Annotated in this window: 14 protein-coding genes; 4 read left to right on the forward strand and 10 right to left on the reverse strand. The window is 65.5% G+C overall.

The window, feature by feature from the left end:
- Positions 1-166: 166 nt before the first annotated feature.
- Positions 167-1831, forward strand: a complete 1665-nt coding sequence (locus BMW89_RS23665; RefSeq protein WP_092029434.1) for an L-lactate permease — start codon at positions 167-169, stop codon at positions 1829-1831.
- Positions 1832-1906: 75 nt separating this feature from the next.
- On the opposite strand, the gene BMW89_RS23670 is transcribed toward BMW89_RS23665, so the two are convergent.
- Complete coding sequence (locus tag BMW89_RS23670) at positions 1907-4771, reverse strand: ATP-binding protein (protein ID WP_210187579.1); 2865 nt, start codon at positions 4769-4771, stop codon at positions 1907-1909.
- 259 nt (positions 4772-5030) lie between these two features.
- On the opposite strand from BMW89_RS23670, the gene BMW89_RS23675 reads away from it, so the two are divergent.
- Positions 5031-5429, forward strand: a complete 399-nt coding sequence (locus BMW89_RS23675) for an META domain-containing protein (RefSeq protein WP_092029435.1) — start codon at positions 5031-5033, stop codon at positions 5427-5429.
- Between the two features lie 130 nt (positions 5430-5559).
- On the opposite strand, the gene BMW89_RS23680 is transcribed toward BMW89_RS23675, so the two are convergent.
- The 3 genes from BMW89_RS23680 to BMW89_RS23690 form a co-directional block, all read right to left on the reverse strand.
- Entirely contained in the window at positions 5560-6771 is a 1212-nt protein-coding gene (locus BMW89_RS23680) for a hypothetical protein (protein ID WP_177196266.1), read from the reverse strand.
- Positions 6772-6914: 143 nt separating this feature from the next.
- Positions 6915-8543 carry a chaperonin GroEL gene (gene groL, locus BMW89_RS23685; protein WP_092029437.1) on the reverse strand — a complete coding sequence of 543 codons (1629 nt, stop codon included), beginning with the start codon at positions 8541-8543 and terminating at the stop codon, positions 6915-6917.
- Positions 8544-8659: 116 nt separating this feature from the next.
- The gene (locus BMW89_RS23690) at positions 8660-8956 is read right to left on the reverse strand and encodes a co-chaperone GroES (protein ID WP_092029438.1); all 297 of its coding nucleotides are present in this window, start codon (positions 8954-8956) and stop codon (positions 8660-8662) included.
- A gap of 331 nt (positions 8957-9287) precedes the next feature.
- Between BMW89_RS23690 and BMW89_RS23695 the strand changes: the two genes are divergently transcribed.
- Entirely contained in the window at positions 9288-9809 is a 522-nt protein-coding gene (locus BMW89_RS23695; RefSeq protein ID WP_092029439.1) for a hypothetical protein, read from the forward strand.
- 105 nt (positions 9810-9914) lie between these two features.
- Here BMW89_RS23695 and BMW89_RS23700 read toward each other — a convergent pair whose 3' ends face one another.
- The gene (locus tag BMW89_RS23700) at positions 9915-10700 is read right to left on the reverse strand and encodes a protein phosphatase CheZ (protein WP_177196267.1); all 786 of its coding nucleotides are present in this window, start codon (positions 10698-10700) and stop codon (positions 9915-9917) included.
- Positions 10701-11012: 312 nt separating this feature from the next.
- Here BMW89_RS23700 and BMW89_RS23705 point away from each other — a divergent pair, with 312 nt between their 5' ends.
- The gene (locus tag BMW89_RS23705) at positions 11013-11810 is read left to right on the forward strand and encodes a L,D-transpeptidase (protein ID WP_092029441.1); all 798 of its coding nucleotides are present in this window, start codon (positions 11013-11015) and stop codon (positions 11808-11810) included.
- Between the two features lie 21 nt (positions 11811-11831).
- Here BMW89_RS23705 and BMW89_RS23710 read toward each other — a convergent pair whose 3' ends face one another.
- The 5 genes from BMW89_RS23710 to hisG form a co-directional block, all read right to left on the reverse strand.
- Positions 11832-13619 carry a caspase family protein gene (locus tag BMW89_RS23710; RefSeq protein WP_092029442.1) on the reverse strand — a complete coding sequence of 596 codons (1788 nt, stop codon included), beginning with the start codon at positions 13617-13619 and terminating at the stop codon, positions 11832-11834.
- 243 nt (positions 13620-13862) lie between these two features.
- The gene (locus BMW89_RS23715) at positions 13863-14681 is read right to left on the reverse strand and encodes a DUF2076 domain-containing protein (protein ID WP_092029443.1); all 819 of its coding nucleotides are present in this window, start codon (positions 14679-14681) and stop codon (positions 13863-13865) included.
- A 124-nt stretch (positions 14682-14805) separates the two neighbouring features.
- A complete protein-coding gene (locus BMW89_RS23720; RefSeq protein WP_092029444.1) occupies positions 14806-15651 on the reverse strand; it encodes a ChbG/HpnK family deacetylase in 846 nt (281 codons plus the stop codon).
- Positions 15648-16694: a glycosyltransferase family 2 protein gene (locus BMW89_RS23725; RefSeq protein ID WP_092029445.1), complete on the reverse strand. Its 1047-nt coding sequence runs from the start codon at positions 16692-16694 to the stop codon at positions 15648-15650. The genes BMW89_RS23720 and BMW89_RS23725 overlap by 4 nt, the downstream gene beginning before the upstream one ends.
- A 99-nt stretch (positions 16695-16793) precedes the next feature.
- Entirely contained in the window at positions 16794-17771 is a 978-nt protein-coding gene (gene hisG, locus BMW89_RS23730) for an ATP phosphoribosyltransferase (RefSeq protein ID WP_092029446.1), read from the reverse strand.
- Position 17772 lies beyond the last annotated feature (1 nt).

Raw genomic sequence — 17772 nt, forward strand, 5'->3', positions numbered from 1 at the left:
GGCGCGGGGTGGGGGCCTCCGGGACTTCGCGAGCTTGTGAGCGGACGGGAACCGCTGCGTTCGCAGGGGCATTCGCTTCAGGTTCAAAGGCACTCTCCACTGCGCCAAGCAGGCTCGCCGTCCACGCAGGCTGGCCCGCCACATAAACGCGTGGGGGAGGAAGACCATGTGGAATCAAGTCTATGATCCGCTGCACAGCCCAGTGCTGTCGACGATTGCGGCGGCGATCCCTGTCGTCACGCTGCTCGTCCTGATCGCGAGCGGTCGCGTCCAGGCCCATATCGCGGCCATCGTCGCCGTGATCGTGACCAACCTGATCACGATCTTCGTGTTCACCATGCCGGTGAACATGTCGATCCGTGCTTCGATCCTCGGCATCGTCACCGGCTTCTTTCCGATCGGCTGGATCGTCCTCAACGTCATCTTCCTCTATCAGGTGACGGTGACGACCGGGCGCTTCGAATTGCTCAAGCGCGCGGTCGGCGGAGTCACCGAGGACCGGCGGCTGCAACTGTTGCTGATCGCGTTCTCGTTCGGCGCGTTCTTCGAGGGCGCCTCGGGCTTCGGCACACCGGTCGCGATCACCGGCGCCGTGCTGATCGGCCTCGGCTTCTCGCCGCTCGCGGCCTCCGGCTTGTCGTTGATCGCCAATACGGCGCCGGTGGCCTTTGGCGCGCTGGGCACGCCGATCCAGGGCCTTGCCTCGGTCACCGGGCTCGATCCCTACATCCTCGGCGCGATGGTCGGGCGGCAACTGCCGCTGTTCTCGCTGATCGTCCCGTTCTGGGTGGTGTGGGCGTTTGCGGGCTGGAAGGGCATGAAGGACGTCTGGCCCGCAATCCTCGTCACGGGCGTGTCGTTCGCGGTCCCGCAATTCGTGATCTCGAACTTCGTCAATCCATGGATCGTCGACATCGGGGCGTCGCTGATCTCGATGGGGGCGCTCATTCTGTTCCTGAAAGTGTGGCAGCCGAAGCAGCTCTGGCTCTCGCCTGCGCTGCGCGGCCAGGACGAATCGGCCGCGACCATGGCCGCGACCAAGCCGCTCGACAAAACCCCGCTCACGCAGAGCGAGCTGTTCAATGCGCTGCTGCCGTGGATCATCGTCTGCATCGTCATGCTGATCTGGGGTAACGGCGCCTTCAAGACCTGGGCGAACTCGATCTTTGTCTGGAACTACCCCGTTCCCGAACTGCACCAGATGATCAACAAGATGCCGCCGGTCGCGCCAGGGCCGACGAAGGAGGGCGCGGTCTTCGGCTTCACTTACCTGTCCTTCACCGGCACAGGCATGCTGATCGCGGCGATCATCTCCGGCTTCCTGATGGGCGTCGGTCCCGGCAGGCTGGTGACCGAGTATGGCCGCACCATTCGGCTGTGCGCGATCTCGCTGATCACGATCTCGGCGATGCTCGCGATCGGCACGTTGACCCGGCTGTCCGGCGTCGACGCGACGCTCGGTCTCGCCTTTGCCGCGACCGGCGTGCTCTATCCCTTCTTCGGCACGTTGCTCGGCTGGTTGGGCGTCGCGCTGACGGGATCGGATACGTCGTCGAACATCCTGTTCGGCAACCTCCAGAAGATCACCTCCCAGCAGCTCGGCCTGTCGCCGATTCTGATGGCGGCGGCGAACTCGTCCGGCGGCGTGATGGGCAAGATGATCGACGCGCAATCCATCGTCGTCGCCTCGACCGCGACCAACTGGTACGGCCACGAGGGCACCATCCTGCGCTTCGTGTTCTGGCACTCGATCGTGCTGGCCTCCCTGGTCGGCGTGTTCGTGACGTTGCAAGCCTATGTCTGGCCGTTCACGGCGATGGTGCTGAAGTAGCCGCGATCGGGACACAACGAACGATCCCCGCGGGCCGCCTGCTCGCGGGGATCTGCGTTTCGGGTGGATCACCACTCACCGCGCCGGGCCGCAGCACGCCACCAGTGTCTCACGCAATTCCCGAAGCTTCGGCGGCTTGCTGAGGAGATGATCGACATGGGGTGGGATCTCGTCGTCGGACATCAGGCGCTTGCCCCAGCCGGTCAGCATGATCACCGGCGTTGCCGGTGATGCGTTCTTGACCGCGGCTGCCACCCTGCGTCCGTCGATGTTCGGCATGCCGAGGTCAGTGATGACTGCTGCGAATGTCTCGCCGCGGTCGCAGGCTGCCCGGAACGCCTCGATTCCGGCGCCGCCGTCGTTGGCTATGACGATGACATGGCCGTCGGCTTCCAGCGTGTCCCGCAGCGATTTGAGCAGCAGCGGATCGTCGTCGATCAGGAGCAGGCGCAGCCGCGGGGGCATCGCCGGCCGTGCATCGGGCGCGGCTGTCGCCGTCGCGGCCCTGTCCGGTATCGGGAAGCTCAGGCCCACTGTGGTTCCCGTCCCGACCGCACTGATGATGTCGACCTCGGCACTGTGCCGTCTGGCGACGCCATAGACCATTGCCAGCCCGAGGCCGGTGCCGCGCTCGCCCTTGGTGGTGAAGAACGGCTCCTGGCAGCGCCGCCGGGTCTCCTCGTCCATGCCGACGCCATCGTCACTGACCTCGAGCAGGATCTGGCCCGGGCCGCTGTCCTCGCGGACGAGCCGTGTCCGCAGCGTCAGCGTGCCGCCGTTCGGCAGCGCATCGACGGCGTTGAAGATCAGGTTGGTGAGGGCCTCGCGGATTTCGCTTTCGACACCCGCGATCGGCGGCGGGTCGACGGCAAGCTCGGTACGCAGCGCAATGACGACGCCGCGCTGCTGCGGCATGTCGTTCCACCGCGCCCGTGTCAGGTCGACGACCTGCTGCACGAGCGGGTTGAGGTGAACCGCCACCAGCGCCAGTTGCGGCTCGCGTTGCCGATAGAACTCCCGCATCCGGGCCACGGTCTGGGCGACGTCCTCGATCGCGCGCTGGATGGTCTCGAGATATCCGCGCGCGCGCACGCTGAGGTCGGGCTCCGTTTCGAGCAGCGATTGCGTGTAGAGTGCAACGGGCGAAAGCGCGTTGTTGATATCGTGGGCAATCCCGCTCGCCATCTGCCCGAGCGCGCGCAGGCGTTCCTGCTGCATCACCGCCTGCTGGGTCTGCTGGAGGTCCTGATACGCCTGTTGCAGGGCGCCATAGAGCTGCGCCTGGTGCACGGCCAGCGCGACGTGCTCGCTGAGCTGTCGGAGGAACTCGCATTCCCCGCTGCTGAAGCCGTGCGCGGACGCGCGTGCGGCGACCAGCACGCCGAACACCCGGCTCTCGACTTGCAGCGGAGCCAGCACCACCGAGCGCAGGCCGCCTTGCATCAGCCGCTGTGGGAAGGGCGCCGTCGATTGCCCGATATCCGGCTCGTAGACCAGTTGACCCAGCACGCAACGCGACAGTCCGTTCTCGTCGATGTCTATGCGCGCCCGTTCGGGCATCGCCAGTTCGAGCGCGAGCGCGCTGCTCTTGATCCCGACCCGCCTCACCGTCAGCGTGTGGTCGACCGCGTCGTGAAAGCAGAGGCAGGTGAAATCCACCGGCAACTGATCCTCGAGACTCCGGACCACGACCTGGAAAATGCTGTTGAGATCCTGCCGCTCGCCGATCGCGCGGGTGATCTGGTGCAACAGATAGAGGTGCCCGAGTTGGGCCTGGGCCTTCTGCTCGGCCCTCTCGCGGACGTCAACTTCAGCTTCCAATGTCCTGTTCGTGGATTCGAGCTCGTCGCTGCGGTCGCGAACCTCCTGCTCGCTCTGCCGGCGGGCCATCTCGGACAAGTGCAGCGCCTGCACGACCTCGTCGGCCTCGCTCAGACCGGTGGCAGGCGGATTCAGGATTTCGCGTCGATTCGCGGCGGTGGCGAGATGGCGCAACATGGCGATCGGGCCGGTGATCTGGCGCGTCAAGGCTGCAGCAAGGAGCAGACCGAGCGAGAGCACGGCGCCGCCTGCGACCAGCGTTCGCAGTGCGGCGTTGATGGCCGGCGCGGTCAACTCGGCGAGAGGCACGCCCATGGCCACCGTCCAGCCGGACGGCTCGACGCGACTGAATGCGGTCAGCAGCCTGAGGCCCTCGCGTGAGGTCGTCTCGAAGACGTCCTCAGGCTTGCTCAGCATCCGCTCGAGCAACAATGGCACCGCCTTTTGGCCGAGGAACCGATCGGCATTCAGGCTGCGTGCGACGTTGGCTCCTTGCCGGTCGAATATGGAAATCAGCCAGCTTTCCGGGAGGCGCTGACTCCTTATGGCCTGGTCAAACGCGTCGATTTGCGGGTTGACCGACAACACATGGGAGATCGTGCCACCGGCACGCCGAACCGGTACGTCAATCGAGATCACGTAGCGATGTGACACGAGGCCGATAAAGGTGTCGGAAACTGCAGGCCGGCCGGTCGCGAATACGGCCTTGATCGTCCCCAGATTCTGACGGGCCGGAAGGCGTGCGCCCTGCGGCAGCAGGGTATTGAATATCTGTTGTCCGTCATCTCTCAGAAGCAGGATATTCGAGCCGGGAAACTGCTGTGCCACCACGGTGTCCGCCTGGGCGCGAAAACCTTCGAGGTCACCGTCGCGCAGCGGCCGCGAGAGCGCGAGCACTTCAAGGACGGCAATGCGTGCTTGCAGTTCCTTCTCCACGGCCAGCGACAGGCTGCGCGTCAGCTCCAATGTCTTTTGGCCCGAGCTTGTCACCGCTTTCCGGTAGTCCAGATATTCACGCACCAGCGTGAATCCCACGAGGGGAATAACGCTGGCAACGACCAGCATCATCAGGCGGGTCCGCAACGGAAAGCGTCCGCCCTGCGGTCGCGGCGCGGTCATCGCAACATCGCGAACCGTATGCTTCATTCGCCCCACTCTGCTCAATCAGGAGTGCCGGACACAGGTGACGCTGCATCACGCTAACACGGTGGCTTCGAACGGTATAGCGAACGGTGACCGCTGGATCCGAAGACAATTCAGCGGCGCTCGCGCCGACCGGGCGCTTCGAGAGACCCGGCATGCCATGAACCGACGAACCTGTTCAACGCCGTCGCCGTCTTATAGAAGGTGCTGCCAACAAGGATGGTCGAGAGGTCTCATGGTTTTGCTCAGGCAGATGGTGTGTTTGGCGGTTGCAATGCTCGCAATGTCCACGCTCGCGCGCGCGGAGGACGGTTTCCCCTTCGGCACCGAGATGACGCTGGAGGCGTTGCCGCAGCCCGGCTCGAAGCGGATTCCGAACATCGAGATCGGCGACAATGGCGAGGTCGTGCTGGAGCTCTGGTGCAAAGGCGGCAAGGGCCAGTTCTCGGTCGCCGGCAACACCGTCATCTTCGTCCCCGGCCAGATCCAGGACCGGTCCTGCCCGCAGGCAAGAGCGCAGGCCGACGACGAGCTCGTTGCTGCGCTCGGCAGTGTCGAGACCTGGAAGCGCCAGGGCGACGTGCTCACGCTGATCGGCCCCAAGCCGCTGCGCTTTCGCGTCAACGGGAATTAGGGTTCGCTGTCGTACCCCGGCTTGACCGGGGTACCCAGTACGCCGCGGCCTGTCGGTTCAACCACAGAGGTCTCGGAATACTTGATCGCCCCCTTCGCGGGCGATGACCGAGAGCGGTGTGAGTGCTACGTCACTTCCACACCGACTTATCCGCATCCCAGCGCTGGCCCTTCAGCTCCTTGGCGAGCGCCCCGATCGAGCCGTTGTCGTCGGGCTGGTCGCCTTCCTCGTCGGCCGCAGCTTCGTCCGAGAGGTTGAGCTTGGCGCCGCTGCTCTCATCAGCTGTCGTGGTCGCCGGGTTGCCGATCCAGAGCATGAGCTTGTCGGTGGCGCCAGGTTTGTCGGGCGAGATCAGGCCTGCGACCTCGATCGTGTCGGTGAGGTCGAGCGCCGGGAAATCCTGATTCGGTCGCTTGAAGACGAGCTTGAGCTTGCCGGTGGCGGGGTTGAAGCTCTGCGAGACCGGCTTTGCCGCGAGCGTCCCGCTCAGCACGCCGGCCACGGCGGTCGCGAGCTTGTCGCGGTTGGTCTTGTCGCCGTCGCGCCAGTCGGCGGCGGCAAAGCGGATGCTGCGGTCCATCTCGGTCATCCCGGCGGTCCAGCCCGCGGCGGTGACGCCCGGCGTCGCCTTGAATTTTGCGAGCAGCGCGCCGGCGCGCTCCGGATCGACTGACATGTTGATGGTCTGCTCGCCGGCGCGCAGCGCCTCGCAGCCGACGGTGAGGCTCGCCAGCGTCACCTCGACCTCCTGGCCCTTCAGGCTCTTCAGGAACTCCGTCGCCGCATCCAGCTTGACCTTGACCGCGATCGCTTCCGGCGAGACGTCGGTGAAATCCTTCGGCTGCGGCGTGATGCCGTCGTCGGAGGTCTGGTTGTCCTGAAATTCTTTTTCACTGAGGTCCGAATTGTCGGGCGAGGTGACCTCGGTGACCGCCTGGCCGATGCTGATCTGCCCGCGGAATTCGAAATTGTCCCCGGACTGTTTGCGCAGCAGCTTGACGCTGACGGGCGCCTTCGCGCCGATGCTCTGCGTCGTGCCCGTCAGGTTCTGGCCCGCGACCTGGAGGTTGACGACGAAGCGGTCCTTGCGGTCGGAATTCTTCGCGACGGGATAGCAGACGTCGAGCACCGCCGCCGTCACCGTCTTGCCCTGGCGCGTTTCTTTCAGGATCACGTCGGCATTGCCGTCCATCAACCCGTCGATCGAGGTGAAATAGCGCGTCTCCGTGCCGCCAGGTACCGTGGCCTTCGGCGACAATTTCATCTGGGCGGAGGCGATGTCGGGCGAGACGGCGAGCAAAGCCGCCAATAGGGCTGTCGAACAAACCAGAAGCGCGCGCATCGCCGAAATCCTCGAAGGAACAGAATCGGCCGCCACCGTAGTTGGTTTTGGCCGTGGGTTGAATTGCAAAGCGTCGGGGATGATCGGTAAAAAAGAAGGCCGCCCGGAGGCGGCCTTCGTAACTCTGCAATGGAACGGACGGCTTAGAAGCCGCCCATGCCGCCGCCCGGCATCGCGGGCGCGGCTTCCTTCTTCGGCGCCTCGGCGACCATGGCCTCGGTGGTCACCAGCAAGCCGGCCACGGAGGCGGCGTCCTGGAGTGCGGTACGGACCACCTTGGCGGGATCGATGATGCCCTTCTCGACCATGTCGACATAGTCTTCGTTCTGGGCGTCGAAGCCGAAGGTCTCGGACTTGTTCTCCAGGATCTTGCCGACGACGATCGAGCCTTCCATGCCGGCATTCTCGGCGATCTGGCGGATCGGAGCTTCCAGCGCCTTCAGCACGATGTTGATGCCGGCCTGGACGTCGGCATTGGCGTTGGTGAGACGGCCCACCGCCTTCTTGGCACGGAGCAGCGCGACGCCGCCGCCGGGGACGATGCCTTCCTGCACCGCGGCGCGGGTGGCGTTGAGCGCGTCCTCGACGCGGTCCTTCTTCTCCTTGACCTCGATCTCGGTGGCGCCGCCGACGCGGATCACCGCGACGCCGCCGGCGAGCTTGGCGAGACGCTCCTGGAGCTTCTCACGGTCGTAGTCCGAGGTGGTCTCCTCGATCTGGGCCTTGATCTGGCCGACGCGGGACTCGATCTCCGGCTTCTTGCCGGCGCCCTTGACGATCGTGGTGTTCTCCTTGTCGATCACCACTTTGCCCGCGCGTCCCAGCATCTTCACCGTGACGTTCTCGAGCTTCATGCCGAGGTCTTCGGAGATGAGCTGGCCACCGGTGAGGATCGCGAGGTCCTCCAGCATGGCCTTGCGGCGGTCACCGAAGCCCGGCGCCTTGACGGCGGCGACCTTGAGGCCGCCACGCAGGCGGTTGACGACCAGGGTGGCCAGCGCCTCGCCCTCGACGTCCTCGGCGATGATGAGGAGCGGCTTGCCCGACTGCACCACGGCTTCCAGCACCGGCAGCATGGCCTGCAGGCCGGACAGCTTCTTCTCGTGCAGGAGGATGTAGGCGTCCTCGAGCTCGGCGGTCATCTTCTCGGGGTTGGTGACGAAGTAGGGCGACAGATAGCCGCGGTCGAACTTCATGCCCTCGACGATCTCGACCTCGGTCTCCATCGACTTGTTTTCCTCGACGGTGATGACACCCTCGTTGCCGACCTTCTGCATCGCCTGGGCGATCATCTTGCCGATGGCGGCATCGCCATTGGACGAGATGGTGCCGACCTGGGCGACCTCGGAGGAGGCGGCGACCGGCTTGGCGCGCTTTTCAATGTCCTTGATGACAGCGGCAACCGCGGTGTCGATGCCGCGCTTGAGGTCCATCGGGTTCATGCCGGCGGCAACCGCCTTGGCGCCTTCGCGCACGATGGCCTGGGCCAGCACGGTCGCGGTGGTGGTGCCGTCGCCGGCGAGGTCGTTGGTCTTGGAGGCGACCTCACGCAGCATCTGGGCGCCCATGTTCTCGAACTTGTCCTCGAGCTCGATCTCCTTGGCGACGGTGACGCCGTCCTTGGTGATGCGGGGGGCGCCGAACGACTTCTCGATCAGGACGTTGCGGCCCTTCGGGCCGAGCGTCACCTTGACGGCGTTGGCGAGAATGTCGACGCCGCGCAGCATGCGATCGCGCGCGTCTCCGGAAAACTTGACGTCTTTGGCAGTCATTTCTGCAATCCCTCGGGTTTCGTGATGTGTCTTGTTTGGTGATCTGCGGCGGAATGATGGATGCCCGGATCGGTCGATCCGGGCATGACATTCAGCGGCCGTTCAGGCGGATGGCCTTAGGCCAGAACGCCCATGATGTCCGACTCCTTCATGATCAGGAGATCTTCGTTGTCGATCTTGACCTCGGTGCCCGACCATTTGCCGAACAACACGACGTCGCCGACCTTGAGGTCGATCGGGGTCAGCTTGCCGGCCTCGTCACGGCCGCCGGGGCCGACGGCGACAACCTCGCCCTGGGACGGCTTTTCCTTGGCGCTGTCCGGAATGATAATGCCGCCCTTGGTCTTTTCCTCGGCGTCGATACGTTTGACCACGACACGGTCATGCAGCGGACGAAATTTGGATTTAGCCATGACGTTTCCCTTTGGAGGCTCGCTTCGGAAGTAGCGGAAAGTGGGTGGGGCGGCGCTTCCGTCCACCCTCTTCCCGAGGATCGAACGGCGCGCTTAGCAATCGGGCTTTCCGAGTGCTAATAGTGAGCCCGGAAATATGGCTTGGCCGCGATCCTGTCAAGCAAAGGTGGTTAAGCGATTGGTGAGGCGGATATAGGATTGTGTCTACAGAAACTTATTGGTCGCGCTGGCGTATAAAGGACGTCATTGCTCCGACAGCGGTTTTGCGCTTGGCTGGAGGAGGGATGTGGTCGAGGTCTTGTTTGGGGGGCAGTTTGCTCGGGGGAATGTCATGATCAGTTCAGCTCACGCACGCACGGTTGCCAATCTGGCGGCCGCCTCTTGCCTGGCGCTGCTGCTTGGCGCCTGCGGCGGCGGCTTCAGCCTGCCGTCCCTCACGTCGTCTTCGCCGCCGCCCGTGGCCGATACCGGCACCGGCCCGGAAATGCCGGCGAGCATCCGCGCCGACGAGATCGTCGGCCGCTGGGGCCTCGCCTCGTTCCAGAACCCGGCCGACCGCCCCCGCACCGAGAAGATGGCGCGCGAGCAGTGCAAGAATCCCTATGTGATCGGCGCCGGTACCTCCGGCGGCGTGGTCATGCATCTCGCTGACCAGGCGACGCCCCAGGAACTGCGGCTGAAGGGCTCGCCCGGCGGCAAGAACTATATCGGGCCGGCCGGTCCCACCCCCGGCGAGCAGGACCGCGAGATCGTCTCCTTCGACGGCCGCGTCATGATCACCCGCTTCATCGACAAGGACGCCGCCACCCGCTACGGCAACATGGTCTACGTCCGCTGCGCGCCAAGGGCGTGATCTAACCCAGTCATTGCGAGGATTGCTTCGCTTCGCTCGCAATGACGCAACAAAAAAAACGCCGGCTTTCGCCGGCGTTTTGTTTTTTCCGTCCGTCGCGTCCGATCAGTCGAACAGCGCGTCGATGTCGTCCTGCGAGGCGTGGCCGACGTCGCCGCTAAGCTTCGGACCGTTGAGCAGCTTATCGTCCTCGCTGCGGTTATCGACCTGCGGCGTCACGTGGGCCTTGATGGCGTCGACGCCGCCCCAGATATCCATCATCGAGTTGATGTGCTGCTCGATGAACTTCATGGTGGTCATGACCTTGCTGATGCGCTGGCCGGTCAGGTCCTGGAAGTTGCAGGCCTCGAAGATCGAGATGACACGTTCCTGGATGTCGTCGGAGAGCCGCTTCTGCTGGTCGGCCGAGTCCACCTTGGCCAGCGCACTGGCCGACTGGTCGATAGCCTCGGCGGCTTCCAGGATTTGCTGGGTCGCCTGCTCGGTGCCGCCGACAACCGCGCCGAGCTCGCCATTGACCTTGGCCATCTCCGCGCCGTCAAAGCTCTTGCCGTGCAGCGTCGCGATCTCGCGCTTGGTGCGGTCGATGGCGTCATGGATCAGGTCGAGCTCGATCTTCAGCTTCTCGCACTGCTCGATCTGAGCCCGGTAGGTCTCGAGCATGGTGCGAGCTTCGGAGAGCTCGTGGGCCGTGGAGGCGTCGATCGCCGCCATGGCCGCGCTGCCGGACAAGGGCACGGGCGCAATGCCCTTCGCCATCTGGGCGCGGATCGCACGCAACTCCGCCATGATCTCACTATGCATCGGCGCCGCCTCCTCAATCATTTCGGGGCTGGGCATCTCGCCGACAATAGCCTCTTCGACACGAAAACGTTTGCGGTGAATCGCCATCAGGAACTCCCCCCACCTCACTCACGTGTCTTTTTAGGCAGAAGCGATTTAACACGAAGTTCACAGCCGGAACTGTCGTGCGGCCGCGTGCGACGGCGTGAAAAGGAGCGATTAACCATGGGCCTGCGGCGTTCATCGAAAATAAACGCTGATCGCCAAATTGCAGCCCCGCTCGCGACGTGGTGAATCCAAACGTCGTTTCTGTTTACCAAACGAAACGGCTTTTGCTCTTTATTGACCACGTCGCGGGCGCCGATCATCCAGGCGCGTCGACGGCGAATGTAACTAGACGAAACAGTACAGAGTACGTCGATGTTCAAAAAGATGACTGTCGCGCTGCTTGGCAGCGCTTGCACCTTCATTGCCGGCGCCAATTGCGCCCGCGCCTTCGACAATACGGTGCCGAACGATCCGCCTGCGGTGCTCTACCAGCCGCAGGTGCCGCCGGCGCCGGTCCGTGTCGCCTCCAGTTCGGGCATGGGCGGCGGCTTCATCGAATTCCTGTTCAGCGATGGGCCCGGCCGCGGTCCGGCCTACGCTCCGCAGCAGCCCATGTATCAGCAGCAGCCCGGCTATTACGACCAGCGTCGCCTGCCGCCGATGGGCGAGCCGCAGATGCAGGGGGCGGTTCAGCAGGAAGCGGTCGACCCGCGGCAGCGTCAGTTCGATCCGAGATTCGAGAAACAATCTGTTGACTATAGCGGCAAGGAAAGTGCCGGCACCATCGTGGTCGATACGCCGAACAAGTTCCTCTATCTCGTCGAGGGCAACGGCCGCGCGATGCGCTACGGCATCGGCGTCGGCCGCCCGGGCTTCACCTGGTCCGGCGTCAAGTCGATCACCTCCAAGCGCGAATGGCCGGACTGGACCCCGCCGACGGAAATGATCGCGCGCCGGCCCGACCTGCCCCGGCACATGGAAGGCGGCCCGGAAAACCCGCTCGGCGCCCGCGCGATGTATCTGGGCTCAACACTCTACCGCATCCACGGCTCCAACGAGCCCTGGACCATCGGCACCAACGTCTCCTCGGGCTGCATCCGCATGCGCAACGAGGACGTCATCGACCTCTATGGCCGCGTTAATGTCGGCACCAGGGTCGTGGTGATGTGATCGGATCGGCGAGCAAGTGCCTTACTCGCAATAGGTCTTGCCGCCGAACGAGAAGCACTTGCCGCCGCCGCCGCGAGACGACGGCGCGCTGCGTGGCGCGGCGGGCTCCTGCCGCGTCACGGTCCTGGGCTTTGGTGCCGGCTCGGGCCGCTTCTCGCAGGCGCCGCCGGCGTTGAGGACATAGCCGCTCGAACAGCCGATCTGGACGCAGCGATCGCCCTCGGCGCGCTGCCCCTTGGCACAGACCAGCGGGCAGACGCGGTCTGTCTTGCTGCGCACCGAGTCCAGCGCGTCGAGGCTTGCCAGTTTCACGTCGAAACGAGTGTCGGCGCTCTTGTTGAACAGCTCCAGCGCGGTTCGCGAGCCGTCATCCCATTTGCCGTCGACATTGCCGGGATTGCAGCCGACCCGCTTCAAATGGGCCTGGAGCAGCCGCGCGATATCCGAAGGATCCATCTTCGGTGCGGCGGGAGGCGGCTCCGGTGCGGGCGGGGTGTTGGGCGTGAGCGCCGCCAGCTTGTCCGCCTGGGCCTTGTCAGCTTGAACCTTGTCGGCCTGAGCTTTGGCGTCGCGCTTGGCCTGCTCGACCTGGACCTGCGCATCGGCCGCCGCCTGACGCCGGGCCGCCTCGACCTGGACCTGGGCCGTATCGGCCCGTTGCCGTGCCTGCTCGGCCTGGCGTCTTGCCTCGTCCAGCTCCTTCTTGGCCTGTTCGGCGATCTGCGCCCGCGCCTCGTCGAGATCGCGCTTGGCTTGCTCGGAGAGCTTTTGCTTCGCCTCCGCGGTCTGGCGCGCGCTCTGCTCTTCGAGCTGCCTGCGGAAGTCCGCCGCCTTCTGCGCCGCGAGTTCCTCGGCCTGCCGTTTGGCGTCGTCGGCCTTGGCGCGGCCCTGCTGGGCGGCCTCCAGCTTGCCGTTCTGTCCGCGCGCGAGGTTGGCGAAGAAGCCGGCCGGATGTTTGGCGAGGAAGGAGTCCCAGGCCTCCCTGGTTGCGACCTGCGCCGCCAGCTCGTAGTCCACGCGGGCTTCGGCTTCGGGATCGGCAAGGCGCGGGACCAGCGCGACGGTATCGCCACCGAGTGATCCGTAGACGAACGGCTCCTGGCGATTGCCGGTCGCCTTCAGCACCTCGTCGCGCACGCGGCCGAACGCGATCCGCAAATCGAGCCCGGGCTCGGCGATGTTGCGGACCAGCGCCGTGGCGAACGGGCTGTTCTGCCCGTCGCCGTCGCTTGCCACCGCGCCGGCCCTGGCGGCGAACGCGATCAGCGTGTCGGACATCGAAGGCTCGACCTTGGCAAGTCCGCGGCCGATCGCGCGGCTGGCGACGGTGCGCTTCATGCTGGTGGCGAAGGGATTGTCGCGGCAGGCATCGAGGATGACGAGCTTGAGCCGCTTGGCGCCGTCGAGCGCGCGCAGCACGCGATCGAGCGAGATGGTCTCGTCCTCGATGTCGAAATCGCTCGCGAGCCTGGCGTCGGCCGGCACCAGATAGTTGGCGCCGTCGACCTCGATGCCGTGGCCGGCATAGTAGACCACTGCGACGTCGGCATCCTGCGACGTCGCGGAGAAGTCACGGATGGCCCGGCGCAGCTCGGAGATGCCGAGATCGCGCCTGTTGTCCACGGCGTCGAAGCCGGCCTTCTTGAACAGGGCGGTCATCGCGTCGGCATCGCGCGCGGGATTGGTGAGCTGCGGAACCTGCTTGTAGGCGGACATGCCGATGACAAGCGCGACGCGCTTGCCGGCCCAGGCGGCATCCGTCGATATCGAAAAGATCAGCGCAAGTAGAAACAAAATGGCGGATCGCACGGATGACCTCCGCGGCTGCAATAAGGATGCCTGTCAAAGCCCGGACGGGCCACCGTCAGGCGCCTTGGCCATGCCGGTCGAGAAAGGCTGCATCATAGCGGTGCTGTCGCGCCTGTCCAAGACAGACCCGTAGGGCGGACCGGATTTGTGTGACGAATTGCACGCAGGGACACGGATACCGCCGAAACGGAAACGGCCGCCCGTGAGGCGGCCGTTGGTTTGGACCTATGAGGCTTGCGGCGGTCAGGCGTAGTCGCTGCCGCCGTCGTCATTGCCGAAATCGCTGTCGTCGGCCACGTCCACATTGCCGTTGTCGCGATCGTCGTTCCCGTAGTTCTGATCGGTATTGTTGTCGCGGTCGTTCGAGCCCTGGTCGAGGAAGCCCTGGCGGGAATCGCGGTTCGAGCCGATGTCGTTGAGGCCGGCGTCGCGCGCGAGCGAGCCGCCGGACTGGTCGCTACCGCTCCAGGGACTGCGATCGCCGCCCAGGGAATTGGTGTCGCCGAAGGCCTGCTGGTGCGAGCCGCCCATCATGCCGCGGATGCTGGAGAGCAGCAGCGAACCGCCGACGACGCCGGCCGCGGCTGCCGCCGCCGTGCCGAGGAACGAGCCGCCGCCACCGCCGACCGGCGGGGCGCCATAGCCCGGGCCCGGCGCCTGTCCGTAAGCCTGTCCGTACGGGGGCTGGCCGTAACCCGGTTGCGGTTGCTGCATCGCCTGACCGCTGTTCCAGACCGGCCGCGCGTCACGCGGCGGCACGTTCGGAACCGATCCGCGCGACGGGCTTGAACCGAAAAGACTGTCGCGCATGGTGTCCAGGAAGCCGCCGGACTGCGCCGGCTCAGGCGCTTGGGCCGCCTCCAGCTCCTGGATGCGGCTATGGGCGCGCTTCAGGGCTTCGTCCTGCAACAACGTGGTCTGCACCAGCGCGTAGACCGCGCCGGGCGCCTTGCGCAGGCCGTCGGAGATCGCAGCGATCGCGTCGGGATCGCGCGGTGCATTTTCCAGTTTCGAAAGCCGGTCGAAAAGCTCGTCGACGAGCTGGCGTTCCTGCGGATTCATGGTCTGTCTCCCTCGCGCGAAACAAGCGCCACCGGGATGTAGGGTTCCATTGTGGCCCCAACAGTGCCGGCCGGATTAAATTTCGGTATGCGACAAGCTGCCCCTGCGGCTTGCCTCGCCGGTTTCATCCCAATGTCACGTTGCTGGCCGCGAGCAGCTGCGGGAACGCCTCGCTTCCGAGATACGCATGCTCGCGCTCGCGGACGTCGGTCATCGGATCGAGGCCGGTCAGGATGTCGTCGACGAAGCCGGGATGGCACATCACCAGGCCGCCGTCGGGGAGGCCTTCGAGGAATTGCCGCATCAGATCGCCGAAATCGGCCGTGCGCGTAAAATCATAGGCGCCGGCGAAGCCGGGATTGAAGCTGAGCCCGGCGCTATCGGCGCGGCGGCGGAATTGCGCGCTGAGGATATCGAGCACCATGGCCTTGGGTGAGGCCAGCCGCTGCACCAGCGGCAGGTCGCGGCCGCCCTGGCGCACCCACGCCTTCGGTGCGGCCTCGACGACAGCATCGACAAAGCCGTCGCGCACCTGCGGATAGAGCTGCACATGCTGATGGCCGTCGACGAAGTCGGGCGCGCGCCCGAATGCCTCGACGAAAGCCGCGAGCTGCGCGCGCACCTCGTTGCGAAAGAATTCGCGATCGAGCCGCCGCATCAGGCCTGCGCGCAGCAGCTTCGGAAACGGCATGAACATGTCGCCGTCGAGCGGGCGGAAATGCATGGTGAGCGGCCGGAACGGCGCCGACAGCGTCACGTGCAATCCGATCGCGCAGCGAGGGCTCGCTTTCGCCGCCGTCTCGAGCGCCTCGATCTCGCTGCGCTCGATCGCAGGTCCCACCATCATCACCGAGGTGGCGTTGAGGCGGCCGCGTTCGATCAGGTCGCGGATGGCGCGGTTGACGCCCGGGCTGATGCCGTAATCGTCGGCGCAAAGCCAGATCCGTCGCGGCGTCGCCGCCGCACTCATTCGGCCGCCGTCCGCTTCGCGGCGTCGTCGGATTTGTCGGTCTCGAAATGCTTCTCGCTGTGCTCGGCGACGAAATAGATGGGGCGGGCCTTCAGCTCGGACAGGATCTTGCCGATATATTCGCCGACGATGCCGATCATGATGAGCTGTACGCCGCCGATCGTCATCAGGCCGATCACGAGCGAAGGATAGCCGGGCACCTGCTTGCCGGTGGTCAAGACCTCCCACAGGATCGAGAGGCCGAACAGGAACGCGCCGCTCGCGAGGATCACGCCGAGCAGGCTGGCAAAGCGCAACGGCGCCACCGAGAACGAGGTCACGCCCTCGATCGACAGGCCGAGCAGACGCGCGGCGCTGAAGGTTGTCACACCGTGGGTGCGCGGCGCGGGCTCGTAATCGACGCGGATCTGACGGAAGCCGATCCAGCTGGCGAGACCTTTGAAGAAGCGGTTGCGCTCCGGCAGCTGCCTGAGGGCTGCGACCGCGCGCGGCGACAGCAGGCGGAAGTCGCCGGCGTCCTCCGGAATCTTCTGGCGGGCGCCCCAATTGATCAGCGCGTAGAAGCCGTGCACGGCGAGCCGGCGTAGGAAGGGCTCGTTGTCGCGATGCGCCTTGGCGGTATAGACGACGTCGTAGCCGTCCTCGATCCAGTGCCGCACCAGTTGCTCGACCAGAACAGGCGGATGCTGGCCGTCGCCGTCCATGAATAAGACAGCGCCAAGCCGGGCATGGTCGAGGCCGGCCATAAGCGCCGCCTCCTTGCCGAAATTGCGCGACAGCGACACCACCTGGACGTCGACCGCGTCGGCCGGCAGGCTGCGTGCAATCGACAGCGTCGCGTCCGCGCTGCCGTCGTCGACATAGACGATTTCGCAAGCGAGGCGATAGCGCTGCCGCAAGGTCTTGGCGAGATCGCAGATGCGCTGATGCAGGGCGGAAAGGCCCGCCGCCTCATTGTAGAGGGGGACGACAATCGACAGTCCCTTCGCGGCGGCGCTCGCCGCGCTGGTCGTCATGCCTGATACGTCAGAGCCCGGCGTCATCGATCAAGTTCCAGAGGGCGTTCGAGGTCATCTCAACAGCATATGGTAGCTGCCGTTTGCTGTCGCTACGCTGAACGGGCCGCTCAACAGACTTTGGGCTCACTGCCGCAGGAACGCCTCGAGCCTGGCGAACAGCGGGTTCTCCCGGTCGAACACGTAGTCGAGCGAAACCACCGAGACGGTTTCGGCGCCGTGCTCGCGCAGGAAGCTCGCCAGCGCGTAGAGCTGGCCCGGCGGGCAGTGCAGCGTCAGCATGCCCGACGAGGTCGGCCCGCCGAACGGGGTCTCGACGCCGAAACGGCTGTGGGCCTCAGTGAGCAGCGCCGCATCGCACTGCCGGAAGCGGGTCCGGACCTCACGGTATTTGTTGGCCCGCGCGCGTGCTGCGATGTGGTCGAGGATAATTCGCGCGGTCTCGCGCGCCTGCGGCGACCAGTCGGCGTCTTTCGAGGCGACCAGATTGGCCTGGCTGCGCAGGATCACGCCGTCGTCGAGCACCCGGAGGCCGTTGGCGGCGAGCGTCGCGCCTGTGGTGGTGATGTCCACGATCAACTCGGCGGCGCCTGCGGCCGGCGCCCCTTCGGTCGCGCCCGTGCTTTCGACGATGCGGTAATCGGTGATGCCCTGGCTCTGGAAGAAGGCGCGGGTCAGGTTGATGAACTTGGTCGCGACCCGCATCCGCGTGTGGTGCTGCTCGCGGAAGCCGGTGGTGACGTCGTCGAGATCGGCCATGGCGCGGACATCGATCCACGCCTGCGGCACCGCGACGACGACGTCGGCATAGCCGAAGCCGAGCCCTTCGATCAGCGACACGCGCTTGTCGGCATCCGCGATGTTCTCGCGCACCAGGTCCTCGCCGGTGACGCCGAGATGCGCGAGCCCGCGGGACAGTTGCGAGGCGATCTCGCTGGCCGAGAGATAGGCGACCTCGACATTGTCGAAGCCTGCGAGCGTGCCGCGATAGTCGCGGGCGCCGCCGGCTTTCGACAGCTTCAGCCCGGCCCGGGCGAAGAAGGCTTCGGTGTTTTCCTGGAGGCGGCCCTTGGAGGGAACGGCCAGAACGAACGGCGCGCTCATG

Source organism: Bradyrhizobium sp. OK095 (assembly GCF_900109945.1).
In the GTDB taxonomy this organism is placed as follows: Bacteria; Pseudomonadota; Alphaproteobacteria; order Rhizobiales; family Xanthobacteraceae; genus Bradyrhizobium.